This is a genomic window from Brevundimonas sp. PAMC22021 (assembly GCF_019443405.1).
In the GTDB taxonomy this organism is placed as follows: Bacteria; Pseudomonadota; Alphaproteobacteria; order Caulobacterales; family Caulobacteraceae; genus Brevundimonas.
In genome coordinates, this window is record NZ_CP080376.1 from 2,185,227 (window position 1) to 2,208,077 (window position 22,851).

Consider the following 22,851-nt stretch of genomic DNA (forward strand, 5'->3'; position numbering starts at 1 on the left):
GCGTAGCGAGGCCGGGTGGGGGCGGCCGGGCGACACATCGCGGGTCCGTGCGTCCTTGCCTTGCCGCCCCCACCCGGTCGCTCCGCGACCACCCTCCCCGAAACGGGGAGGGAGAGGGTTGAACCGGCGATTCACTTGCCGCTCCCGATCTGGCGCGGCTCGATCAGTTCGCGCCCTTCGCCCAGCAGGATCAGCCGCTCCTCGTCGTCTACCCGCACCAGCACCAGCCGGCGCGCCGGATCTAGCACCAGGGTCTCGACCACCTGCAGGCGACGCTCGCCCCGCTGGACCTGCAGCCGGGCCAGCAACTGCGGCGCATAGCGGCGCGCCGCCCAGGCCGCCAGGCCGATGATGCCGAGTGTAAAGGCCAGGCCGAACACGGCGCGGGCGAGATCAAGGAAGTTCATCGGGCGTGTCGTGGGAGCGGCGCGCACCCCGCGCGTCGTTGGCGACTGTTAACCAGCAGGGTTAACGAGCCGTTGAGATAACCCCGCGTTAACCAGACAGGCGGCATTTTCTGCCTATCGGGTGCGATCGTCGCGCTCTCGGAGGCCGTCATGGGCGTCGCCGACCTGCCGCTGCTGCAACAGATCAAGGGTCGGCTCGGCTGGCTGGACGAGCGCCAGCGCGTGATCGCCCAGAACGTCGCCAACGCCGACACGCCCGGCTACGGCGCCCAGGACCTGAAGGCGCCGCCCGCCTTCGCCGACGCCATGCGCGGCGGCGGCTTGCCGATGGCCCAGACCCATCCGGGCCACGCCGGCGGTCGCGTGGAGATGCTGCGAACCAGCAACGCCCACATCGCGCCGGCCGGCTCGCGCCTTCGCTACGACCCGATGAAGGCGCCGGACTCGGAGACCACCATGGACGGCAACTCGGTGGTGATGGAGGAGCAGATGCTGAAGATGGCCGAGAGCCGCATGGCCTACGACGCCGCCATCGGCTTCTACCAGAAGTCGATGAGCATGATCCGCCTGGCCGCGAAGAAGCCCGGCGCGTGACGAAAGAGGCCTGATCAATGCCCGACCCCATCACCCCCCGCAACAACGCCATGGCGGTCGCCGCCAGCGCCCTGAAGGCCCAGCAATCGCGCATGCGCGTGATCGCCGAGAACATCGCCAACGCCCAGTCCACCGCCGACGCGCCGGGCGGCCAGCCCTATCGCCGCCAGGTGCCGGTGTTCCAGGCGCGCGAGATGGACGGCATGACCGGCGTGTCCCTGTCCCAGGTGCGGTCCGATCAGAGCGAGTTCAAGAAGGACTACGATCCGACCCATCCGGCGGCGGACGCTCAGGGCTATGTGCTGCGGCCCAACGTCGACACCCTGGTCGAGGCCATGGACATGCGCGAGGCCCAGCGCGCCTACGAGGCCAATCTGAACGTGATCGAGACCGCGCGGACCATGGAAAGCCGCACCCTCGACATCATCAAGCGCTGACGAGAAGGGCCTGATCCATGAACCCCTTGATGGCCGCCCGCGCCTATTCCTCCATCCAGGGCGGCGCCATGCCCAGCGCGCCCACGCCGGCCGCGTCCGGCGGCGGCTTCGGAGACATGGTCCAGAACGTCATGCAGGACATGACGCAGCAGACCCGCGCCGCCGAGACCCAGATGACCCAGTCCATCGGCGGCCAGGGCAATCTGATCGACGTGGTCACCGCCCTGTCCTCGGCCGAGGCGTCGCTGGAAACGGTGATCTCGGTGCGCGATCAGGTGATCAACGCCTACAAGGAAATCATGGCCATGCCGATCTGATCGCGGGTGGACCATCGGTCCCGGCGACACCTTGCGCCGTTCGGCGCATTGAAGACGGCATGAGCGACCATCCGCGCCTGAGTTCCCTGTCCACCGGCCTGCGCTGCCGCTGCCCGCGCTGTGGGGAGGGGCCGTTGTTCAAGGGCTTTCTGTCGCTGCGCGATCGCTGCCCCGCCTGCGACCTCGACTTTGGCTTCGCAGATCCGGCGGACGGCCCGGCCTTTTTCGTCATGTCGGCGGTGGGCGTGGTCGGCATGATCGGCTTCATGATCTTCGACTTCACCGTGCAGCCGCCCGTGTGGGTGCACCTGTTCACCACCCTGCCCGTTCTGGTCGCCCTGTGCCTGGGCGCGCTTCGCCCGTTCAAGGCCTGGATGGTGGCCGAGCAATATCTGCACAAGGCGGAGGAAGCGCGCTTCGACCGGCCCGTCGACCAGCCATGAACGGTTACCTGTTTCTGGCCGGCGCCATCGTGGCCGAGGTGATCGCCACCACCGCCCTGAAGGCGTCGGACGGCTTCACCCGTCTGGTCCCGTCGGTGATCACGGCCGTCGGCTATGCGGTCGCCTTCTATCTGCTGTCGCAGGTGCTGAAGACCATCCCGACCGGCGTCGCCTACGCCATCTGGTCGGGCGCAGGCATCGTGCTGATCACCCTAATTGCCTGGCTGGGATTCGGTCAAAAGGTGGATGCGGCAGCTATCGCCGGCATGGTCCTGATCGTGGCCGGCGTCGTGGTCATCAACGTCTTCTCCAAAGCCCAAGCGCACTAGGATCAGGCGCACCAGGATCAGGCGCATCAGGGCTCGACGATCGTCAGCTCCGGCCAGCGCGCCTTGGCCCGCTCCACCACGCGGTTCCAGTCCTTGGCCAAGGGCCTGAACGGATTAGGCCGGATCACCATGTCGAACACGTCCGCCAGCCCGAATGGCGCGACAACCGTCAGCGCGTCGTCCGCCTCAAGCCGCACGCCCACGGCGAACGCCGGCGCCACGAAGCGGGCCAATGCCTCGCCCGTGCTGTCCAGGGGCCCGTAGGCCTCGCCGAACTTGGCCGGAAACCACAGCGGCACTCGCGCCTGGTTGCGCACTTCGACCCGTTCACGCAGACCGGGCTCAAAGGCGTCGGCCACACGCCGGATCACCGCATCCTCGGCGTCCCACGAGGTGTCGGGATCGAAATAGCCGATGTCGAAATCCTTGACGCCCTGCCCCGGCGGCCTGCCGGTCAGAGCGTTCCAAACCGACTGGTAGACCGCGCCGGAGAAGACCAGCCAGTCCGGCGGGTCGAGGTCGCGCATCGTCCTCAGCACCGTCATCAGGTCGGGATCGGCCCGAACGATCTCGATCAGCCGCTGTTCCAGGGAATCGCTCATCCCGCATCCAATAAGGCCCCGCCTCGTTGATCGGGAGAGGAAAGGAGGCGTCCATGTCGATCGCCAAGGTTTACGCCAATCTGTCGTGCCGGGACCTGAACACCAGCACGCGCTGGTTCACGGCCCTGTTCGGGCGCGATCCGGACACTGCGCCGATGGCCGGCCTGCACGAATGGGACTGCGGCTCCGGCGGGCTTCAGCTGTATGAAAAGCCCGAGCACGCGGGCGCCGGCACCCTGACCCTGATCGTCGATGACATCGCGGCCGAACGCGCGCGGCTGGATGCGGCGGGCCTGGTGGTGGCCGAGGTCGAGGCGGCCGACTACACCACCATCATGCGGCTGCGCGATCCGGACGGGAACCTGGTGGTGCTGGCCCAGCCGAACCCCGCGGCCGGCGCCTAACCCCTGACCGGCCAGGCGTGGTCCAGCGGACCGTGGCCGCCGCCGAGGCCCGGCGCGAGGCGGATCGCCTCGCCGACATAGGCCCAGGCTTCGGCCACCGCGACCTCCAGCGGGCGGCCCATCGCCAGCCCCGCCGCACAGGCGCTGGCCAGGGTGCAGCCGGTGCCGTGGGTATGGCGGGTGTCGATCCGCTCGCTTTCCAGCACCGTCTCGCCGTGGCCGGTGAGCAGCAGGTCGATCACGACGGGGCCCGGCACGTGGCCGCCCTTCATCAGAACCGCCCGGGCGCCCAGCTTCAGCAGCGCCTCCCCCGCCCGCCTCTGCCCGTCCAGATCGGCGACCTCCAGACCCGTCAGGGCCTCGGCCTCGGGCGCATTGGGGGTCAGAAGCGCCGCACGCGGGATCATCAGGCGCGCGACCGCCTGCACCGCCTCGTCCGGCAGCAGCGGATGACCGCCTTTGGCCACCATCACCGGATCGACCACGGCCGGCGCCTTGGCCTCGTCCAGCAAGGCGGCGACGGTTTCCACCACCTCGACCGAGCCGAGCATGCCGGTCTTCACCGCATCCGCGCCGATGTCGTCCAGCACAGCGCGCGCCTGGGCCGCGATCAGATCCAGCGATAGCGGATGCACGCCGTGGACGCCCAGCGTGTTCTGCACGGTGATCGCGGTGATGGCGGTCGCGGCGAACCCGCCCATCATGGTCACCGCCTTGATGTCGGCCTGAACGCCAGCTCCGCCGCCTGAGTCCGAGCCGGCGATAATCAGAACGCGGCCCAAAGGACTGATCGCCATCAGTGCGCCCCTGAGAACAGCTTCAGGCCGACAATGCCGGAAACGATCAGCAGGATGCAGACAAGGCGCACCGCCGTGGCCGGCTCGCCATAGACCAGGATGCCCACGCTCGCCGCGCCCACCGCGCCGATGCCGGTCCAGATGGCGTAGGCGGTGCCGATCGGCAGCCGCTGGGTCGCCACCCACAGCAGGAACATGCTGGCCCCAAGCGCCGCCAGCACGCCCAGCGACGTCAGCGGCCGGCTGGGCCCGACGTTCTTCAGGCCGGACGCCCAGAGCACTTCCAGAACACCGGCGACGACTAGCGTCAGCCACGGATTGATCGACATTATCCAAGTCATGCCCGGGACATGGGACAAGCCGGGACCAAGGGCAAGCCGCAGATCAGCCCAGAGGTCGGGCCAGAGATCAGGCCAGAGATCAGGCCAGCGGCCCCTTGAAGATGAAGAAGGCGCCCAGCGCAATGAAGCCGAAGCCGACCAGATGGTTCACCGTCAGCTTCTCGCCGAGGTACAGCACCGAAAAGCCCGCGAAGACCGCGAGGGTGATCACCTCCTGCATCGTCTTCAGCTCCGCGGCCGAATAGACCTGATGGCCGATGCGGTTGGCCGGCACCGCCAGCCAGTATTCGAAGAACGCCACGCCCCAGCTGGTCATTACCGCGATCCACAACGGCTTGGGATTGCCCTTCAGATGGCCATACCAGGCAAAGGTCATAAAGAGGTTGGACGCGACCAGCAGCAGGATCGGCGACAGGTAAGGGCTTACGGGCATCGCGGTCTCAGTCCAGAAGCGGGCGAGCGACACGCGAGGCCTCGACCGCCGTCTGCACCTTCAGCGCCTGAACCGTCTCGCGCACGTCGTGGACCCGCACCATGCGGGCGCCGCGCCGCGCCGCCTCCAGCGCCAGCGCCAGCGAGCCGCCCAGCCGGTCGCCGGCCTCCACCGCCGTGTCGTCGATGGCGCGGATCGTGCGCTTGCGGCTGGCGGCGTAGAGAACGGGAAACCCCGTCTCCGCCAGCACGTCCAGCCGCGCGGTCAGGTCCAGGTTGTGCTGCAACGTCTTGCCGAAGCCGATGCCCGGATCGAGCCAGATGCGCTCGGCGGCCACGCCGGCGTCCATCGCGGCCTGCGCCCGCGCGACCAGATGATCGCGCACCTCGGCCACCACGTCGCCATAGCGCGGATCGTCTTGCATGGTGCGCGGCTCGCCCTTCATGTGCATCAGCACCACCTCGCAGCCCAGCTCGGCGGCGATGCCGGCGCCATCGTGAGAATGGCCGAGCGCGGTGACGTCGTTCCACATCGTCGCCCCGGCAGCAACGGCGGCACGCACCACGCCCGGCTTCATGGTGTCGATGCTGATGCGGCCGCCCCAGCGTGCGCGGACGCGTTCGATCACCGGCGCGGTGCGGTTGATCTCCTCGGCCTCGCCGACCGGCTCTGCGCCCGGCCGGGTGCTTTCGCCGCCGATGTCCAGCACGTCCGCGCCCTGCCCGGCCAACCGCAGCGCATGGTCCGTCGCCGCCTCCACCGACGCCCAGCGCCCGCCGTCGGAAAAGCTGTCGGGCGTGACGTTGACGATGCCCATGACGAGAGGCCGCATGGTCATGGGGTCTTCTGCGGATAGACCGTCTCGCCGCGCTTCAGCATGGCAACAAGCCTTTCGAGGGCGCGGGCGCGTCCGGCGGGCGTCTTCGGCGCCTCGGTGCGGAAGATCAGCGCAAAACGATTCTGCGCGGTCAAGCCTTCGAACATCGCTCGCGCGCCGGGTTCGGCGTCGATGGCCGCCAGCAGGTCGTCCGGCGCGACCGCGCCGCGGATTCGGTAGGCGGCCTCCCACCGGCCGTCCGCCTTGGCCGCCTCGACCTGTGCGAGCCCGTGCGCCGTCATACGGCCGTCGGCGATCAGCCGTTCGACGTTGGCGACATTGACCTGGCTCCAGACGCTCTTTTTGCCGCGAGGGGTGAACCTCTGAAGGAAGCTGACCTCGTCCAGACCCTTGCGCACGGAATCGATCCAGCCCCAGCACAAGGCCTCGTCAACGGCCTCGGCCCAGGTGACCGAAGCCACGCCCGACCTGACCTTGAACATGCGAACCCACACCTCGGATTCGGACATGTGGCGCCCGGCGAGCCAGTCGCCGAACGCCGCGCTGTTTTCGAAGGCGCGGATCCGGTCCGGGTCTACGACGATCGGCGCCATTCGCCCTCCGCGCGATCAGGCCCGCCGCCGTCGCCGGTCGGCGGGCCCAGAGCCTCAGTGCACCGTCGGCACGCTGGTCGTGGCGGGCTTGGCGACGGGCACGGCGATCTCGGTTCCGTCCGACACCGGCGTCACCGGCACCGCGACCGAAGGACCGGCGTTGGGGAAGTTGTTCTCGTCGCGGTTCGGGGCGACGCCCTTCTCCAGCAGGTCCTTGATCTCCTCGCCCGACATCGTCTCGTATTCGAGCAGAGCCTGCGACAGCTTTTCGTGGTCGCCCGCCTTTTCCGTCAGGATGCGGCGCGCCTCGTCCCAGCCCTGGCCGACGATGCGCTTGACCTCGCCGTCGATGATCCGAGCCGTCTCTTCCGAGACGTTCTGGCTGCGCGCCACCGAGTGGCCCAGGAACACCTCTTCCTGGTTCTCGCCGTAGGCCACGGTGCCCAGCTTGTCGGAGAAGCCCCAGCGCGTGACCATGGCGCGCGCCAGCTTGGTCGCCTGCTCGATGTCGGACGACGCGCCAGAAGTAATGTTCTCCAGGCCGAAGATCAGCTCTTCCGCGACCCGGCCGCCGGCCATGATGGCGATGCGGTCGATCATCTGCTGGTACTTCATGGAATAGCGGTCGCCTTCCGGCAGTTGCATCACCATGCCCAAGGCCCGGCCGCGCGGCACGATGGTCGCCTTGTGCACGGGGTCGGCCATCTTGACGTTCATGGCGACGATGGCGTGTCCCGCCTCGTGATAGGCGGTCAGGCGCTTTTCTTCCTCGTTCATCGCCATGGAGCGACGTTCGGAGCCCATCAGCACCTTGTCCTTGGCGTCCTCGAAGTCGCGGTGCGTGACCATGCGCCGGTCCTTGCGCGCCGCCATCAGGGCCGCCTCGTTGACCAGGTTGGCCAGGTCCGCGCCCGAGAAGCCGGGCGTGCCGCGTGCAATGGTCTTGACGTTGACGTCGGCGGCCAGCGGCACGTCCTTCATGTGGACGCGCAGGATGCGCTCGCGCCCCGAGACGTCGGGGTTCGGCACCACCACCTGGCGGTCGAACCGGCCGGGACGCAGCAGCGCCGGGTCCAGCACGTCCGGACGGTTGGTGGCGGCGATCAGGATGATGTTCTCCGACGCCTCGAAGCCGTCCATCTCGACCAGCAGCTGGTTCAGCGTCTGCTCGCGCTCGTCATTGCCGCCGCCCAGACCGGCGCCGCGGTGACGGCCGACCGCGTCGATCTCGTCGATGAAGATGATGCAGGGGGCGTTCTTCTTGGCCTGTTCGAACATGTCGCGCACGCGGCTGGCGCCGACGCCGACGAACATCTCGACGAAGTCCGAGCCGGAGATGGAGAAGAAGGGCACGCCGGCTTCACCAGCCACAGCGCGGGCCAGCAGCGTCTTGCCGGTGCCGGGAGGGCCGACCAGCAGGGCGCCCTTGGGAATCTTGCCGCCCAGGCGCTGGAACTTGCCCGGGTCCTTCAGGAACTCGACGACCTCGGTCAGCTCTTCCTTGGCCTCGTCGACGCCGGCCACGTCGTCAAAGGTCTTGCGGCCCTTGTGCTCGGTCAGCAGCTTGGCCTTGGACTTCCCAAAACCCATGGCTCCGCGCGCCCCGCCCTGCATCTGGCGCATGAAGAAAATCCACACCCCCACCAGCAGGACGATGGGCAGGATGCCGATCAAGAGGCTGGCCCACCACGACTGGCGCGTGGTCTTGGCGTCGACGTTGACGCCGGACTGCAGCATCTGCTCGACCAGCTGCTCGTTGGGATACGGGGTGGTCGCGGTGAAGCGGCCGTTGTTCCGGTAGACGCCGGTCACTTGGTCGCCGCGCACGGTGGCCTCGCGGATGTCGCCGGCCTGGGTGCGCTGCACCAGCTGGGAATAGGTGATGGTCTCGGGCCGGCCGGCGGCGCCGGGGCCGCCCACCGCGCCGGTCATGGCGCCGCCCTGCGACACTGCCGCATAGGCCGCCAGCAGCCCCAGGATGATGACGCTGGTGATCGCCAGATTACGCAGGTTCATTGATGTCCTCGGTCGTCCAGCAGTCGTCCCCCGACCGCCGGTCCATGTGTTCTGCGCCAAGACATAGGGGGTTCCAAGGCCCTTCGCCATCTGCGGGCGAACGCAGATCGTCCTCATGCGTCGTTTCGCCCGACGCCCGGCTGAGCGCCAGACGCAGTCGCTGCGCCGTCAGCCCGCGAACGGACACCGCCTCGGAGCTCAGGACCGGGCCGCTTTTTTCATGCATCAGCACCGGCCAGGACGCGCGGGCCGGCGCCGGCAGACGCGACAGGCACGCACGGTCAAGGTCCGACAACTGCGCCATCCGCCCCTGCGCCGCCGCGACCGCCCAGCCCGGCTCGCGCGCCTGCAGCTCGATCCGCCCGTCCCAGACCGTCGCCGTGCCCGGCTGCAGGACCAGAGGCTCCGCCGCCCGCCGCCTCAGCTCGCCGGCCTCCCGCAGGATCGCCAAATCCGGCCCCTTCGCCTCCAGACGCGCCCCGGACAGGGTGGCCACGAAGTCTTCGCCCGACGCCAACCGGCTCATCAGGGCCTGCAGCTGTTCTCTCCGCGGCTGCGCCTCTCCGCCGCCCGCACAGACCAGCGCCGCCGCCAAGGCTTGGCGGCCGACCTGACGCGCGCAGCGGAAGCCTTCGCCGTCGATGGCTTGCGGAGGGTCGCCCAACAGCGGGCGTCGCGCCGAACCGACCGCGGCGGCGGCCTCCCCGGCTAGAGCGAGGCGGGCGCGGGCGCGTCCATACCGGGGATCGTCATTGGCCGGATCGTCGATCCAGCTGCTGCCCCGTGGGCCCAGCCAGCGCCGCAGCGGCTCGCGCCGCTCGGCCAGCATCGGGCGCAACAGCATCAGCCCGCGCCCTTGCGGCCACACGGGCGACGGCGACCATTCGCGCATGCGGCCCAGCGTCGAGCCCCGCGCGCGCATCCATTCGGCCTCGTCCACATCGTCGGCGGTGTGGCCGAACAGGACCACGCGGGCGCCCGCGTGTCGGGCCGCGTCGGCGATCAGGCGGTGTCGCGCCAGGCGCGCGGCGGCCGTAAGCCCCGTCTCCGGCTTTGGCCCCTGCCAGGCCAGCGCCCGCCACTCGGCGCCGCAACGACGGGCCTGCGCCCCTGCGAACGCAGTCCACTCGCCGCTGAGCGGATGCAGTCCGTGGTCAACCGTTAGGGCCAGCAGCCGCCGCCCGCGATCCTTGGCCCAAACCGAGGCGATCTGCAGCAGCGCCAGAGAGTCGCCGCCGCCGGACAGGGCGACGCACACCGGCGCGTCGATGTTGCGGCTCAGGCGCGCATCCAGCCGGGCGCAGACCCGCGCTTCGAGGTCCGGTTCGATCAGGCGGCGCACGCCGCGCGGGTGCGGGTCTGGGTCGCGCGGGTCTTCAGCGCGGCGGGGGCTTCCGGATAGCGGCGCGTGAACTCCGACAGGGCCGCGCACCCTTGCGTCTTGCGGTCGGTGGCCAGAAGCGCGTCCGCCAGCTTCAGCGTCGCCTCCGGCGCCCAGGCGGTCTTGGGCCAGTCCTTCAGCGCGGCGGCGTAGTAGGACACCGCATTCGCCCGGTCGTTGGCCTGAACGCTGAGGTCGCCCAGACGCAGATTGGCCTCGCGCGCCTCGGCCGCCTCCGGCCAGGTCACGATCAGCGTCTCCAGCGCCCGCACGCCGCGCGGCCGGTCGCTCGACAGCAGCCGCACCGCCGCCGCCAGGTCGCCCGGCGCGGCGCCTGTGGGAGAGTTGGCCACGATGGGAGCGTTCAGTTCGGCTTCAGTCTCCAACTTCCCCACCCGCTCTTCCGCCTGCGCCAGGCGGGTGCGCAGGGTCTCGTTCGCCCGCTGGGTTTCATCAAGCTGGAAGGTCAGGCGCTCGCCGTCGGCGTTCACCCGCTGAAAGGTCTGCTCCAGATCCTGCAGCCGCTGGTCCATGGCCGCGACGCGCCCCTGCAGCGCGACCACCTCGGGGTCCGGCTGCACCAGCACGGGCTCGCCCGCCGCGTTCCGCTGCGTCAGCGCGCGCTCCAGCCGACGAACGTTGCGGTCCAGCTGATCCAGGCGGCGCACGTCCCACTGGATCGCCGGCAGAGGCGCGGTCTGGGCGACCACCGCGCCGCCGATCAGGCAGACGCCGACGGCCGTCATGGCCAAAACGCGGGGAGACACGGAAAGCTTGATCATGGCCGGATTGCTCCCACCGATTTGCGGCGCGGGCAAGGCCCGGAATACGCCCTCAGTGACCGAGGCCCAGATAGACGATGGCGGCGACGAACAGGCTCACGACGATGGTGCTGAAGTTCAGCAGGAACATCGTTCGCCAGCCGGCCGACCACCACGACAGGCCATAGGCGCCCTTCAGCTGGGCGAACATGTGCACGGGGACCGCCAGCATGGCCAGAAAGGCGGCGGGCACGGCCAGACCAGGGATCATGCCCGCCAGCACCAGCGCCATCAGCAGCATGGCCATGAAAGTCAGTGAATACAGAACAAAAACGCCGTGGTCGTACAGAGTAAAGCCGCGTCGCCACAAGAACAGCAGGGCCATGAACGGGATCGACAGCGGCACCAGCAGAAAGGCAAACTTGTAGATCGTCTGCTGCAGCTTGTAGAGCGCCAAGTCGGGATTCTGCAGCTTCTTGACCAGCACTCCGCCTAGGCCCTTGCCACGAATTCTGTTCTCGGCCGCCATATCCTTGATCTGGGCCTGCCAGCTGCCGGGCTTCAGGCCGTCTGCGCGGCCGTCGCGCGCCTCCTGCTCCATGCCGGTCAGCCGCGCCCTTTCCTGTGCGACCAGAAACTCGGCGCCCTTCAGCGCCTCCTGCGCGATGCGACCGTCCTGTTGCGCCATCTCGGCCCGGACCTGGGTCAGCGCGGTCTCTGCCTCCTGCACGTCCTGACGCTGCTCGGCGATCCGTTCGGTCATCGGCTGCTCCTCCGCCTCGCGATGCGGGGCGAAGGTCAGGGCGAAGAACATGACGAAAATTGTGAATAAAAACATCGCCAGCGGCGAGACATAGCGCGTGCGCCTGCCCTCCACCCATTCGCGCGTCAGCCGGCCGGGGTTGAAGGCCAAAAGCGGCAGGGTGCGCCACACGCGGGCGTCGAAATGCATGACGCCGTGCAGCAGCTCCTCGCCGAGGTGCAGCAGGGTCCGGTGCGTATGCGCGGGCTGGCCGCATTCCGGGCAGAACTTGCTGGACACCTCCGCCCCGCAGTCGGCGCAGCGATGCCCCGCCTCGCCCGCATGGCCCGCAGGTCTTTCGATCGCGCCGGCGATCAGCCCCGCCGACACCATGCCGCCCGCCGCATCCACGTCCATGACGATCCCCCCGAACCTCGGGACCGATCTAGCCGCCCATCCTCGTCTGCGACAAGCCGCCGCAACGAAAAGAGGCGCCGGCCGCAGCCGACGCCTCTTCACGCTGGACCTGCTCTGCGTCCTTAGCGCTGGGCGCCGGAGACGATGGCGGTGTGGGCGTTGCGGTTGCGGGCGAAGGAGTCTTCGGTCGATCCTTCCGCGATGGGCCGTTCCTTGCCGTAGCTGATGGTGTCGATCCGACCGGCCGGGATGCCGCGATTGATCAGATAGGTGCGAACCGCCTCGGCGCGGCGCGCGGCCAGCGCCAGGTTGTATTCGCGCGTTCCGCGTTCGTCGGCGTTGCCTTCGATCCGCACCGCGACGCCGGGATAACGCTGCAGCCACTGGGCCTGGGCGTCCAGGCGCGGAAAGGCCTCGGGACGCACCTCATAGCTGTCGAGGTCGAAGTAGACGCGGTCGCCGACGTTGACCACGAAGTCCTGCTCCGACCCCGGCGCGCCGGCGATGCTTCCGCCCGTGACCGGCCCGGTCGGCGCGGTCGGATAGGCCGGGTTGGTCGCGGGGCCGGACGGCACGGCGCCGGCGTCAGGCGTGGCGCCCTGCGCGGGCGGGCGACGGTTGCAGGCGGCCATGGCGGCGACGGCCACGCCGATCAGGGCCAGACGGCCCAGGCGGGACTTGGAAGCGGCGGACATCATGATGGGGTCGTCTCCTGAAGGTTCTTCTTTTTGAGGACGGCGGCCTCAAGCTTTGGCGTTGCAGTCTGCGCGAGGCCCGTGGCGCGCGCCATAGGCCTAACGCAGGATTGATCAATCAGGCCGGGCAGGCGTCGGCGCCGCCCAGGCCCGCGCTGGCGCTCTCGTCCAGCAACGGCGACCAGGCCGGGTCCGAACCCCGTCCGTTGTAGCCGGCCTGGGCCACCACGCGGCCGGACAGGTCCACCGTCCACAGGCGGGTGTCGCCGCCCGGCGTCTGGCGCGCGAACATGACGTAGCGGCCGTTCGGCGCCCAGCTGGGGCCTTCCTCGAAATAGGACGACGACAGGATGCGCTCGCCCCCGCCGGAGGGGTCCATCACGCCGGTTGAGAACCGTCCCCCGCCCTGTTTGGTGAAGGCGATCAGGTCGCCGCGCGGACTCCAGGCCGGCGCGGTGTAGATGCCGCCGCCGCGGCTGATCGGCCGCTGGCTGGAGCCGTCCGACCGCATCACATAGAGCCGCGCCGATCCGCCCCGGTCGGAGGTGAAGACGATCTGCGACCCGTCCGGGCTGAACGACGGCGAGGTGTCGATGCCGGGATCGGTGGTAAGGCGCGACAGCTGGCGGCTGCGCAGGTCCATCACATAGACGTCGGTGTTGCCGCGCCGGATGATCGAGAACGCCACCTTGGACCCGTCATTGGAGAAGCGCGGGGCCAACACCTGTCCGTCGAACTCGCCAAGCGACTCGCGACGACCGGTGGTCAGGTTCAGCAGATAGATGCGGCTGTAGTCCTTGCCCAGCGCCACATAGGTGATCTCGTCCGGCTGCGAGGTCGAAAAGCGCGGCGACATGATCACCTCGTCGCCCTGCGTCAGATAAACCGGGTTGTAGCCGTCCTGGTCCACGATCGCGAGGCGGCTCATGCGGTTCAGCTGGGTGCCGCTTTCGGAAACGAACACCACGCGGGTGTCGAAGAAGCCGGCCTCGCCCGTCATGCGCTGATAGATCAGGTCGGAGATCTTGTGCGCGATGCGGCGCCACTGCTCAGGCGTCGCGGTGAACTGATAGCTGACGATCTGGCACTGACGATAGGGATCGTAGAGGCGGAAACCCACGTCGTTGCGACCGTCAGGGCGCGGCGTCACCGCCCCGTACAGCACAGCCTGCGCGCCGATCTGCGTCCACTGCGGGAAGTTGGGGGCGTTGGCCAGTGTCAGGCCCGTCTCGATGAAGCTGGACGGGTTCAGCGGCTCAAAGAAGCCCGACCGCTTCAGGTTTCCGCTGACGACGTTCGAGATGTCCGACCCGTTCTGCCCGCTGAACGGCACAACGGCGATCTGCAGCGGACGCAGCACGCCCTGATCGATCTCGACCTCTACCGGCTGGCCAGACTGCTGGGGAGACGCCGGCTGCGGGTTCTGCGCCATCAGCGGAGAGGCCATCGCCATGGCCGCGACCGAGGCCAGAAGAAGGTTCAGACGCATTGCGGGCTCCGTGGGTCGTGCAGGATCGCGCCCTTATCGCCGGGCGACGGCGCGACCGCCAGCTTCATGGTGAATGGGGCGACTTTCGGGCCTGGGGGTTCGCGTTTTCGTCAGGCGCATCCGCCTTTTGCGGATGCTCGCGCAGGGCCGCGTCGCGCCGCCAGGGCCAGCGTCCCTCGATCTCGGTTTCCAGCGAGAAGCTGAGAAAGGTCCGGATCAGCACCACCCCGGCGAGCAGCCCCACGCTCTCGACCGTCAGCGGCGAGGTCACGGTGGCGATGATGTCGGCGCCGACCAGCAGCTCCAAGCCGAGCAGGATGCCCCGCCCAAGGTTGGCGCGGTAGCCGTCATAGGCCCTGGCCCAGCCGCCGCCCTTGAAGCCGTTGACCAGGTAAAGCACCGTGGCCAGCACCACCGCCAGCAGCAGCACGCCGACGCCGAACAGCTCCAGCGCCGTCGCCGCCTGTCGCGCCAGGTCGATCAGCGGGCCGTGGCGATCTTCGGACAGAACGGTCGAGGGGTTCATGCCTCATCGAACCGCCGGCGCTTGTCACCTGTTCCCGCACGCTCTCTCAGCATTGAACGAAGGCCTGTAGCGCCCTCCCTCAAACCCAGACGGCACGTCGAACGGCTGAGATGCGATAAGCGCTCTGACGGCGCCATCCGCCACAGCCCTCCATACAGATCCGCTTTGAGGCGACACCAACGTGGGACCCGCCACGATCCGGCCGTTGGGCGACAAGGTGATGTCCATCTGGATTCGCATCTGGTTGACCCCGACGGTTTGACAGGGCGGATTCCAGTTTTGGTAGACCCTCGCGAACGAGGCGGTGAGTTGCGGTCCGGCTGCCTGGCTGGCCTGGCCGGCGCCCTGCTGCCCGGCCGCCGGGCGACCCCGATTGGCGCCGGGGTTCGGGCGTCCGGCCAGGGCGTCCAGGTCGAGGCTGGGTTCGGTACGCTGGGGCGCCGGCCGGCTCGGGGCTGGGCGCGCTGGCGCCGGGTTCGGCCGAGCGGGCGCAGGGCGCGGGGGCGTCGGCTGGGCCTTTTGAGGCGGCGTGGGCGCTGGGCGGGGCGGCGTCGGGCGCGGCGCCGGACGAAGCGATGGCGCAGGCCGGGGCGTCGGGGCGGGCGGCGTGGGTCGCGGGGTCGGCTGCGGCGGGGCGGGCGTCGGCGGCGTCGGTTCGGGCGTCGGGGGAACCGGATCGGGCTGCTGCACCGGCGCGGTGGCGGCGTTGTCCGGCGACGGCTCGGGCTGCGGATTGTCGGCGGCGGCGGCCGCGATCTCGGTCTCCGACACGATGGAGACCGGCACCGAACTGACCAGCGGCTTGGGGTCTTCCGGGTTCCGCTCGGGCCAGGAGAAGAAGGCGAGCGCGGCCACGCCCAGGTGCAGGGCGACGGATCCGAGAACGGCCGGGCTCGGACGACGCAAGGGGCTCAGGCCTCCGGCGCCGTGTCGGTGATCAGGTTCATCTTGGTGAAGCCCGAGGCGGACAGCCGCGCCATCACCCGCGCCACCGCCTGATACGGCGCCCGGCCGTCCGCGCGCACGAACACCGGCCGCTCGCCGGCCTGCTCGGCCCCGCCGACTTCCTGCAGCAGGCGCGGCGCCAGTTCCTCGAACGGCGTCTCGCTTTCGGCGATGAACACGGCGCCCTGCTGGTCGATGGAGACGCTGAGCGGCTCGTTGTTGGTCTCGACCGCGCTGGCGTCCGTCTGCGGCAGCTCCACCGGCACGCCAACGGTCAACAGCGGCGCCGAGATCATGAAGATGATCAGCAGCACCAGCATCACGTCCACAAGCGGCGTGACATTGATCTCGGTCAACGGGCCCTTGCGCCCCCGCCGGCCGCGACGGCCGCCGCCGCCCGATCCCCCGCCCATGGCCATGGCTCAGACCGTCCGGTTCAGGGTGATGCCGTCCGACGGCGGCGGGGGCGGCGGGGCCGCGCCCGGCGAGCCGAGCCGACGCGCCACCGCCGCCTGCAGATCGTCGGCGAAGCTTTCCAGCCGTCCGGTGAACTTGCCCGCGTCGATCGAGAACTTGTTGTAGGCGATATAGGCCGGAATAGCCGCCGCCAGGCCGATGGCGGTGGCGAACAGCGCCTCCGCGATCGCCGGCGCCACGGTGGTCAGGTTGGTGTTGCCGGCCGCTGCGATGCGCCCAAACGCGTTCATGATGCCCCACACCGTGCCGAACAGGCCGATGAACGGCGAGGCGGTGGCGACGATCGACAGCACGCCCAGACCCTTTTCGATGCGCTGGCCCTCGCGTGCGATCAGGCTGTCCATGGCCCGGTCGATGCGGGTCAAAAGCAGGCCGCCCTGCTCGCCGTTCAGCGCGCCCTTCTGCCGGGCCTCACGCCAGTCCGACAGGGCGATCACCAGCATGCGCGGCAGGGCGTGCGACGGGTTCGGCCCCGCCTGGTTGGCGACCTCTTCCAGCGAACGGCCGGACGACACCGCCGTCTCGAAATCCTCCGCCTGCTTGTTCAGCGCCGTGAAGCGGAAGGCCTTGTCGATGATGATGGTCCAGGACCAGACCGAGGCCGCCGCCAGGCCGATCATCACGCTCTTGACCACCCAGTCGGCGGTCAGAAACAGCTCAACGGGATTCATCATCGAGGCGTCGACGGCGGCAGTCATGCAGGGGCGCTCCGAGGGACGGTGAACAGGCGTCCTTACCAGCGGCAGGACGTGTTCTTTGTGTGGCGAAGCCTGCCTCTAGCCGTCCGCCCCGCCGCCGTCACCTCACAGAGGAGTCATCCCGCCAACCTTCACGGTCGATGGCTCAGGGTCTATGGAGGCGACCATGACGTCCGCCCCCCTCCCCGACGCCGGCCAGAACTGGGTGGACCGCCATGCGCCGGAGGGGTTGAAGCCGTGGCTGAAGCTCGGCCGCTTCGACCGTCCGATCGGCATATGGCTGCTGCTGCTGCCGGGGTGGCAGGGCATCGCCCTGGCGCTGGCGCAGTACGGCAAGGCGCCGGGCGCCTATGAGCTGTGGCTGTTTGTCGGTTTCGGGATCGGCGCCTGCCTGATGCGGGCGGCGGGCTGCGCCTTCAACGACATCGTGGACCGCGACTTCGACGCCCGCGTCGCCCGCACGGCCCAGCGTCCGATCCCGTCCGGCCGCATCTCGGTCAAGCAGGCCTGGGCCTTCGTGGTGGGATGCAGCCTCGTCAGCCTGCTGATCCTGCTGACCCTGCCGACCGTTGCGATCCTTTTGGGCGTGGGATCGCTGGCGTTGGTCGCCGCCTATCCGTTCATGAAGCGGATCACCTGGTGGCCCCAGGCGTGGCTGGGCCTGACCTTCAACTGGGGCGCCCTGATGGGCTTCGCCTCCGCCCTGCCGCTGGCCGCGGCGCCCCTGCTGCCGCCCGAGATCGCCGGCGAGTTCCGACCCTTTCTGTGGCAAGGCGCGCCGACGGGCGACCACGCCGTGGGTCTCGCCTGGCAGGCCTACCTGCCCGCCGTGCTGCTGTACCTCGGCGGCGTGTTCTGGACGCTGGGCTACGACACCATCTACGCCCTGCAGGACATCGAGGACGACGCCATGGTCGGGGTGAAGTCCTCGGCGCGTCGTCTGGGCGCGGGCGTGCGGCGGGGCGTCGCCGTCTTCTACGCCCTGGCCGCCCTGCTGGCCGGATGCGCGCTCGCCTCGGCCGGACTGGGCGTTCTGGCCTGGACCGGCCTCCTCCTCTACGCCGGACACCTGGCGTTTCAGGTCGTGCGGCTGCGAGCGGACGATCCCGCCCTGGCCCTGCGCCTGTTCAAGTCCAACCGCGAGGCGGGGCTGCTGTTGCTGTTCGCCATCGCCGCCGGCGTCCAGACCGTCGGCGTCTTGGGCGCCGCCTCTTGATCCCGGAACAAGGAGCCTCACCGATGACGCCGTCCCGCCTCTTGCTGATCGGATGCGCCCTCGCCGCCTTCGCCGGATGCCAGCGCCGCGAGGAGCCGGCGCCCCCGCCGCCCGCCGCCCCGGCCGCCGCGCCTGCGCCCGCCCTGTCGAACGAACCGCTGAGCTTCAGCGAACAGACGCCCTACGCGACCGTCCGCCTGACCTTGCCGGAAGGGGTCCGCACCCAGCCCCAGCTGCATGCCGCCCTCTACGCCTCGACGGTGCGCGAACTGCGCCAGTTCATGGAGGGCGCCCAGGCCGACCGCACCGAAGCGGGCTCGGACAGCGACCTTCCGCCCTACGAGAAGACCATCACGGTCGAGCCGGGCGCCGACGCGGCCAAGCTGTTCAGCCTGAAGCGCACCGATTACGACTATTCGGGCGGGGCGCACGGCAATACCCTGTTCGCCGGCGTGCTGTGGGACAAGGCGGCCATGCGCCAGATCGCGGCCGCGGACCTGTTCCGCCCCGGCGTCGATGCCGCGGCGCTGGACCGCGCCCTGTGCGATGCGGTCAACACGGCCAAACAGGTGCGCTCGCCGGGAACGGAGCGGCTGACGCTGGGTCGCGGCGACACCTGGAACTGTCCGCGCGCCCTGCAGACGCCGATGGCGCTGGAGCCGTCCGCCGGTCAGCCGGGCAAGGCGGGCGGGCTGGTGTTCCTGATCGGACCCTATGCGGTCGGGCCGTATGCGGAAGGCGCCTATGAGGTCGTCCTGCCGCTGAGCGCCTTCCAGGCCCTGCTCAACCCCGCCTACGCCAGCGATTTCGCAGGCGCTCCGGCCCGAACGGGCGACGTGACGCCGCGGGAGGGCTGAGGGCGGCCTCCCCCTCCACCATGCTTCGCATGGTCCCCCTCCCCCAGAGGGGGAGGAGCGCATTGTTCGACAATCCTCCCCCTTTGGGGGAGGGGGACCGCGCCCGAAGGGCGGGGTGGAGGGGGCCCGGCTCTCGCCCCTCAGTGCCCGTCCGCAGTCTGCATCAGCTCCACCAGCACCCCGCCCATTTCTCGGGGGTGCAGGAACACCACCGGCGTGCCGTGCGCGCCGATGCGGGGCTCTCCGGTTCCCAGCAGGGTCACGCCCTTTGCCTTCATCTCGGCGATGGCGGCAGTGATGTCCTCGACCTCGAAACAGACGTGGTGCTGGCCGCCGCGCGGGTTCTTGGCCAGGAAGCCGACGATCGGGCTAGTGTCGTCAAAGGGCTCGATCAGCTCGATCTGGGCGTTGGGCAGGTCGACGAAACAGACCTTCACCCCCTGCGCCGGCAGGTCGAACGGCTCGCCGATGCGCGTCGCGCCCAGCACGTCGCGGTACAGCCGGATCGACTCGGCGATCGACGGGGTGGCGACGCCCACGTGGTTCAGCTTGCCGATCATGCGGGCTCTCTTCTCGGCGCCGGCTGGGCGTAGCCGAGCCTCTGGTTCAGCTTTTCGATCAGGTCGATGGCCGTGTCGGCGATGGCTGAACCGGGCGGATAGACCGCCGCCGCCCCCATCTCCAGCAGCGGCTGGACGTCCGAGGGCGGGATAACGCCGCCGACCACGATGGTGATGTCCGGCCGTCCCAGCTTCTCCAGCTCGGCCTTAAGCTGAGGCACCAAGGTCAAATGCCCGGCCGCGAGCGAGGAGGCCCCAACCGCATGCACGCCCTTCTCCACCGCATCGCGCGCGGCCTCGGCCGGGGTCTGGAACAGGCTGCCGGCCGTGACGTCGAAGCCCAGGTCGCCATATCCCGTCGCCACGACCTTCTGGCCGCGATCGTGACCGTCCTGACCCAGCTTGGCGATCAGGATGCGCGGCGGCCCGCCGTCGTTCTCCACAAAGGTCGCCACCATCTCGCGAGCGCGGGCGAAGCGCGGATCGCGTCCCGCCTCGCGCGCATAGACGCCCGAAACCGTCTTCACCGAGGCCACGTGCCGGCCGAACGCCGCCTCCAGCGCGTCCGAAATCTCGCCCACCGTCGCCTTGGCCCGCGCGGCCCGCACCGCCAGTTCCAGCAGGTTCGCCTTGCCGTGCGCGCCCTGGGTCAGGGCGCCCAGCGCGGCTTGCGTCTCCGCCTCGTTCCGTTCGGCGCGCAGGCGCTTCAGCTTGTCGATCTGACGGGCGCGGACCTCGGCGTTGTCGACCTTCAGCATCGGAATGTCGTCGGGCGTATCGCTGAGATAGCGGTTCACGCCCACCACCGTCTGCTGGCCCGTGTCGATCCGCGCCTGGGTGCGGGCGGCCGATTCCTCGATCCGCATCTTGGGCACGCCGGCCTCGATGGCCTTGGCCATGCCGCCCAGCGCCTCGACCTCCGCCATGTGGGCGCGCGCGCGTTCGGCGAGTTCGTGCGTCAGCCGCTCGACATAGAAGCTGCCGCCCCAGGGATCGATGACGCGCGTCAGGCCTGTCTCCTGCTGCAACAGGATCTGGGTGTTGCGTGCGATCCTCGCCGAGAAGTCGGTCGGCAGGGCCAGCGCCTCGTCCAGCGCATTGGTGTGCAGGCTCTGGGTCTGGCCGCCGGCCGCCGCCATGGCCTCGACCATGGTGCGACTGACGTTGTTGAACACGTCCTGCGCCGCCAGCGACCAGCCCGACGTCTGGCAGTGCGCGCGCAGGGACAGCGAGCGCGGGTCCTTGGGCGAAAACGCCGTCTGCACCGCCTCGGCCCACAGCAGGCGCCCGGCCCGCATCTTGGCCACCTCGGTGAAGTAGTTCATGCCGATGGCCCAAAAGAAGCTGAGCCTTGGCGCGAACCGGTCCACGTCCATGCCGGCCGCCACGCCCGCGCGGATGTACTCCAGCCCGTCAGACAGGGTGTAGGCCAGCTCGATGTCGGCCGAGGCCCCCGCCTCCTGCATGTGATAGCCGGAGATGGAGATCGAGTTGAACTTCGGCGTCTCCTGCGCCGTCCAGGCGAAGATGTCCGCGATGATCCGCATCGAGGGCTCGGGCGGATAGATGTAGGTGTTGCGGACCATGAACTCCTTGAGGATGTCGTTCTGGATGGTCCCGGTCAGCGCCGCGTGCGGCACGCCCTGCTCCTCGGCCGCCGCGACATAAAGGGCCAGGACCGGCAGCACCGCGCCGTTCATGGTCATCGACACCGACATCTGGTCCAGCGGAATGCCGTCGAACAGGGTCCGCATGTCGTAGATGCTGTCGATCGCCACGCCCGCCATGCCGACGTCGCCGGTCACGCGCGGGTGGTCGGAATCGTAGCCCCGGTGCGTCGCCAGATCGAAGGCGATCGACAGGCCCTTCTGCCCGGCCGCGAGATTGCGGCGATAGAAGGCGTTGGACTCCTCGGCGGTGGAGAAGCCCGCATACTGCCGGATCGTCCACGGATTGCCAGCGTACATGGTCGGATAGGGGCCGCGCATGAAGGGCGCGAAGCCCGGCAGGCCGTGCTGGGCCTCCAACCCTTCCAGCGCCTCGGGCCCATAGGCGGGCTGCACCGTCAGCCCCTCGGGCGTCCGCCACGGCTCGCGCGCCTGACCCTCTCCCGTCGGGGACAGGTCCAGCCGGATGGAGGAGAAGTTCGGAAAGGTCATCGGGCGTTCGCCTCGTGCGGCTCGGCGAAGCGGATGGGCGTCAGCGGCTCGCAGACGCGTTCGACAGACGAGGCGGTCGGGCGCAGCGCCTCGGTGGATGCGGGGCGCGGATCGGCGTCCTCGAACCTGGTCACGCCGACGATCTGAGCCGATCCGTCGGCATAGGCCTTCTCCCGCAGGGCGCGTGCGCGGGCGATGCGCGGCTGGATCACCCCGCCGCTGAGGGCCTCGATCACCCCGCCTTCCGCCTCGATCATCTGGAACTCGGCCCATCCGGCCTCGGCCAGCTCGCGCGTGCGGCTGTCCAGGAACCAGGAGCCGGCGGCGGGATCGTCCACGCGGCCGAGGCTCGCCTCCTCCATCAGCACCAGCTGGGTGTTGCGCGCCTGTCGCCGGGCAAAGGCTTCCGGTCGCCCGGAAGCCGTGGTGAAGCCGTCCAGCACCACTACGTCCGCCCCGCCCACGCCGCCGGCGAAGCCCGCCGCCGTCAGCCGCAACAGGTTCGGCCACGGATCGCGCGCCGCCAGCATGCGCCTGGACGACCGCGCCTCGATCACGGCGGGCGTCTCCCATCCCAGGGCCCGCGTCAGGCTGCGCCAGATCAGGCGCATGGCGCGGATCTTGGCTAGGCTGTCGAAATACTCCTGATCGACCGACAGGCCGACCACCGTGCCCGCAAGCGCCCGTTCCAGCGTCATGCCCGCCTCCAGCGCCGCCCGCGCATAGGCCACGGCCGAGGCGGCGGCGAAGGCCAGCTCCTGCGCGATCGACCCGCCCGCCTCGTGCGCGACCCGGCCCGAGGCCAGAAAGAAGCTCGCTTCCGGATAGGCGCCCGCGTGCCGCTGAGCGGTATTGGCGGCCAGCATCAGGTGCTCGTCCACTGAGCGCGGCGAGCCCCCGGCCTCGGCGAAGGCGCCGATCGGATCGAGGTGGAACCGCAGCTTCGCGCGAGGCGCCCCCTTGGCCGCCACCGCCAGGGCGTTCGCCGCATCGGGCCCGTCTATCCCCGCATCCAGCGCGACGGGCGCCAGCTCAACCGCCACGCCGTCTAGGGCGCGCCGCAGCGGCTCGGAGTCATCGAGCACCGCCCCGGCCAGCAGCACCGACGCCGCCCCGCCTTCCAGTTCGGCCAGCACCGCCGCATTGACCGCCGCCGGATCGTCGCCCTCGACCGGCGCGCGCAGGTCCCAGGCCCGACCGTCCGCGTCGGATGGACGCGGCGCGGACAGGGGCTGCACTCCGCTCGCCGCCGCATACAGGGGCCGCACCGCCAGGCCGTCGGCGTCCAGGTGGACCAGGCTTTCGATCGGCAGGTCCTTTAGCGCCTTTTGCGCGGCCTCCCGCCATTCCAGCGGCGTGGGGACGGGAAAGGTCACG

General features: G+C 69.7%; 28 protein-coding genes. 9 read left to right on the forward strand and 19 right to left on the reverse strand.

Annotation, left to right across the window (positions count from 1 at the left end; all coding sequences use genetic code 11):
• Window positions 1-131 precede the first annotated feature (131 nt).
• Window positions 132-407: a flagellar biosynthetic protein FliO gene (locus tag KY493_RS10775; protein WP_219896340.1), complete on the reverse strand. Its 276-nt coding sequence runs from the start codon at window positions 405-407 to the stop codon at window positions 132-134.
• A 150-nt stretch (window positions 408-557) separates the two neighbouring features.
• On the opposite strand from KY493_RS10775, the gene KY493_RS10780 reads away from it, so the two are divergent.
• The 5 genes from KY493_RS10780 to KY493_RS10800 are packed head-to-tail and all read left to right on the forward strand — an operon-like array spanning window position 558 to window position 2,527.
• Entirely contained in the window at window positions 558-1,001 is a 444-nt protein-coding gene (locus tag KY493_RS10780; RefSeq protein ID WP_219896341.1) for a flagellar basal body protein, read from the forward strand.
• A 17-nt stretch (window positions 1,002-1,018) separates the two neighbouring features.
• Window positions 1,019-1,438, forward strand: coding sequence for a flagellar basal body rod protein FlgC (flgC, locus tag KY493_RS10785; RefSeq protein WP_370627324.1), 420 nt, complete (start codon window positions 1,019-1,021; stop codon window positions 1,436-1,438).
• Between the two features lie 17 nt (window positions 1,439-1,455).
• Complete coding sequence (locus tag KY493_RS10790) at window positions 1,456-1,755, forward strand: flagellar hook-basal body complex protein FliE (protein ID WP_219896342.1); 300 nt, start codon at window positions 1,456-1,458, stop codon at window positions 1,753-1,755.
• 59 nt (window positions 1,756-1,814) lie between these two features.
• Entirely contained in the window at window positions 1,815-2,198 is a 384-nt protein-coding gene (locus KY493_RS10795) for a DUF983 domain-containing protein (RefSeq protein WP_219896343.1), read from the forward strand.
• The gene (locus tag KY493_RS10800) at window positions 2,195-2,527 is read left to right on the forward strand and encodes an SMR family transporter (protein WP_219896344.1); all 333 of its coding nucleotides are present in this window, start codon (window positions 2,195-2,197) and stop codon (window positions 2,525-2,527) included. Before KY493_RS10795 ends, KY493_RS10800 begins: the two co-directional genes overlap by 4 nt.
• A 26-nt stretch (window positions 2,528-2,553) precedes the next feature.
• On the opposite strand, the gene KY493_RS10805 is transcribed toward KY493_RS10800, so the two are convergent.
• Entirely contained in the window at window positions 2,554-3,129 is a 576-nt protein-coding gene (locus KY493_RS10805; protein WP_219896345.1) for a nucleotidyltransferase family protein, read from the reverse strand.
• 53 nt (window positions 3,130-3,182) lie between these two features.
• On the opposite strand from KY493_RS10805, the gene KY493_RS10810 reads away from it, so the two are divergent.
• Window positions 3,183-3,533, forward strand: coding sequence for a VOC family protein (locus KY493_RS10810; protein ID WP_219896346.1), 351 nt, complete (start codon window positions 3,183-3,185; stop codon window positions 3,531-3,533).
• Here the strand turns inward: KY493_RS10810 and thiD are convergent.
• The 12 genes from thiD to KY493_RS10870 all read right to left on the reverse strand — a co-directional run bounded on the left by thiD (window position 3,530) and on the right by KY493_RS10870 (window position 14,562).
• Entirely contained in the window at window positions 3,530-4,330 is an 801-nt protein-coding gene (gene thiD, locus KY493_RS10815) for a bifunctional hydroxymethylpyrimidine kinase/phosphomethylpyrimidine kinase (protein WP_219896347.1), read from the reverse strand. The two genes, KY493_RS10810 and thiD, sit on opposite strands and share 4 nt — an antisense overlap.
• Window positions 4,330-4,671 (reverse strand): multidrug efflux SMR transporter, encoded by a 342-nt coding sequence (locus KY493_RS10820; protein ID WP_219896348.1) that lies wholly within the window; start codon window positions 4,669-4,671, stop codon window positions 4,330-4,332. The genes thiD and KY493_RS10820 overlap by 1 nt, the downstream gene beginning before the upstream one ends.
• Before the next feature lie 79 nt (window positions 4,672-4,750).
• Complete coding sequence (locus KY493_RS10825) at window positions 4,751-5,104, reverse strand: DMT family protein (RefSeq protein WP_219896349.1); 354 nt, start codon at window positions 5,102-5,104, stop codon at window positions 4,751-4,753.
• 7 nt (window positions 5,105-5,111) lie between these two features.
• Window positions 5,112-5,942 (reverse strand): dihydropteroate synthase, encoded by an 831-nt coding sequence (gene folP / locus KY493_RS10830; protein ID WP_219896350.1) that lies wholly within the window; start codon window positions 5,940-5,942, stop codon window positions 5,112-5,114.
• Entirely contained in the window at window positions 5,939-6,535 is a 597-nt protein-coding gene (locus KY493_RS10835) for a YdeI family protein (protein ID WP_219896351.1), read from the reverse strand. The genes folP and KY493_RS10835 overlap by 4 nt, the downstream gene beginning before the upstream one ends.
• A 54-nt stretch (window positions 6,536-6,589) precedes the next feature.
• Window positions 6,590-8,551, reverse strand: a complete 1,962-nt coding sequence (gene ftsH, locus KY493_RS10840; protein ID WP_219896352.1) for an ATP-dependent zinc metalloprotease FtsH — start codon at window positions 8,549-8,551, stop codon at window positions 6,590-6,592.
• The gene (locus KY493_RS10845) at window positions 8,538-9,893 is read right to left on the reverse strand and encodes a tRNA lysidine(34) synthetase (RefSeq protein WP_219896353.1); all 1,356 of its coding nucleotides are present in this window, start codon (window positions 9,891-9,893) and stop codon (window positions 8,538-8,540) included. The genes ftsH and KY493_RS10845 overlap by 14 nt, the downstream gene beginning before the upstream one ends.
• On the reverse strand, window positions 9,881-10,714 hold the full coding sequence (locus KY493_RS10850; protein ID WP_219896354.1) for a tetratricopeptide repeat protein: 834 nt from the start codon (window positions 10,712-10,714) through the stop codon (window positions 9,881-9,883). The genes KY493_RS10845 and KY493_RS10850 overlap by 13 nt, the downstream gene beginning before the upstream one ends.
• Window positions 10,715-10,766: 52 nt before the next feature.
• Window positions 10,767-11,852, reverse strand: coding sequence for a DUF3667 domain-containing protein (locus tag KY493_RS10855; RefSeq protein ID WP_219896355.1), 1,086 nt, complete (start codon window positions 11,850-11,852; stop codon window positions 10,767-10,769).
• Between the two features lie 122 nt (window positions 11,853-11,974).
• The gene (pal, locus tag KY493_RS10860; protein ID WP_370627325.1) at window positions 11,975-12,550 is read right to left on the reverse strand and encodes a peptidoglycan-associated lipoprotein Pal; all 576 of its coding nucleotides are present in this window, start codon (window positions 12,548-12,550) and stop codon (window positions 11,975-11,977) included.
• A gap of 115 nt (window positions 12,551-12,665) precedes the next feature.
• Window positions 12,666-14,036 (reverse strand): Tol-Pal system beta propeller repeat protein TolB, encoded by a 1,371-nt coding sequence (gene tolB, locus KY493_RS10865; RefSeq protein WP_219896356.1) that lies wholly within the window; start codon window positions 14,034-14,036, stop codon window positions 12,666-12,668.
• A 64-nt stretch (window positions 14,037-14,100) separates the two neighbouring features.
• Window positions 14,101-14,562, reverse strand: coding sequence for a DUF1622 domain-containing protein (locus tag KY493_RS10870; protein WP_219896357.1), 462 nt, complete (start codon window positions 14,560-14,562; stop codon window positions 14,101-14,103).
• 529 nt (window positions 14,563-15,091) lie between these two features.
• Here KY493_RS10870 and KY493_RS10875 point away from each other — a divergent pair.
• The gene (locus tag KY493_RS10875) at window positions 15,092-15,499 is read left to right on the forward strand and encodes a hypothetical protein (RefSeq protein WP_219896358.1); all 408 of its coding nucleotides are present in this window, start codon (window positions 15,092-15,094) and stop codon (window positions 15,497-15,499) included.
• Here KY493_RS10875 and tolR read toward each other — a convergent pair.
• Both tolR and tolQ read right to left on the reverse strand, forming a co-directional pair.
• Window positions 15,474-15,926, reverse strand: a complete 453-nt coding sequence (gene tolR, locus KY493_RS10880; RefSeq protein ID WP_219896359.1) for a protein TolR — start codon at window positions 15,924-15,926, stop codon at window positions 15,474-15,476. The genes KY493_RS10875 and tolR overlap by 26 nt on opposite strands.
• Before the next feature lie 3 nt (window positions 15,927-15,929).
• Window positions 15,930-16,682 carry a protein TolQ gene (tolQ, locus tag KY493_RS10885; RefSeq protein WP_219896360.1) on the reverse strand — a complete coding sequence of 251 codons (753 nt, stop codon included), beginning with the start codon at window positions 16,680-16,682 and terminating at the stop codon, window positions 15,930-15,932.
• Window positions 16,683-16,848: 166 nt separating this feature from the next.
• On the opposite strand from tolQ, the gene KY493_RS10890 reads away from it, so the two are divergent.
• Both KY493_RS10890 and KY493_RS10895 read left to right on the forward strand, forming a co-directional pair.
• Window positions 16,849-17,898: a UbiA family prenyltransferase gene (locus KY493_RS10890; RefSeq protein WP_219896361.1), complete on the forward strand. Its 1,050-nt coding sequence runs from the start codon at window positions 16,849-16,851 to the stop codon at window positions 17,896-17,898.
• A gap of 23 nt (window positions 17,899-17,921) precedes the next feature.
• A complete protein-coding gene (locus KY493_RS10895) occupies window positions 17,922-18,755 on the forward strand; it encodes a DUF3298 and DUF4163 domain-containing protein (RefSeq protein ID WP_219896362.1) in 834 nt (277 codons plus the stop codon).
• 140 nt (window positions 18,756-18,895) lie between these two features.
• Here the strand turns inward: KY493_RS10895 and mce are convergent, their stop codons facing one another.
• The 3 genes from mce to KY493_RS10910 are packed head-to-tail and all read right to left on the reverse strand — an operon-like array spanning window position 18,896 to window position 22,850.
• A complete protein-coding gene (gene mce, locus KY493_RS10900; RefSeq protein ID WP_219896363.1) occupies window positions 18,896-19,315 on the reverse strand; it encodes a methylmalonyl-CoA epimerase in 420 nt (139 codons plus the stop codon).
• The gene (gene scpA, locus KY493_RS10905; RefSeq protein ID WP_219896364.1) at window positions 19,312-21,474 is read right to left on the reverse strand and encodes a methylmalonyl-CoA mutase; all 2,163 of its coding nucleotides are present in this window, start codon (window positions 21,472-21,474) and stop codon (window positions 19,312-19,314) included. Before scpA ends, mce begins: the two co-directional genes overlap by 4 nt.
• Window positions 21,471-22,850 carry a methylmalonyl-CoA mutase family protein gene (locus KY493_RS10910; RefSeq protein ID WP_219896365.1) on the reverse strand — a complete coding sequence of 460 codons (1,380 nt, stop codon included), beginning with the start codon at window positions 22,848-22,850 and terminating at the stop codon, window positions 21,471-21,473. Before KY493_RS10910 ends, scpA begins: the two co-directional genes overlap by 4 nt.
• Between the last annotated feature and the right edge of the window lies 1 nt (window position 22,851).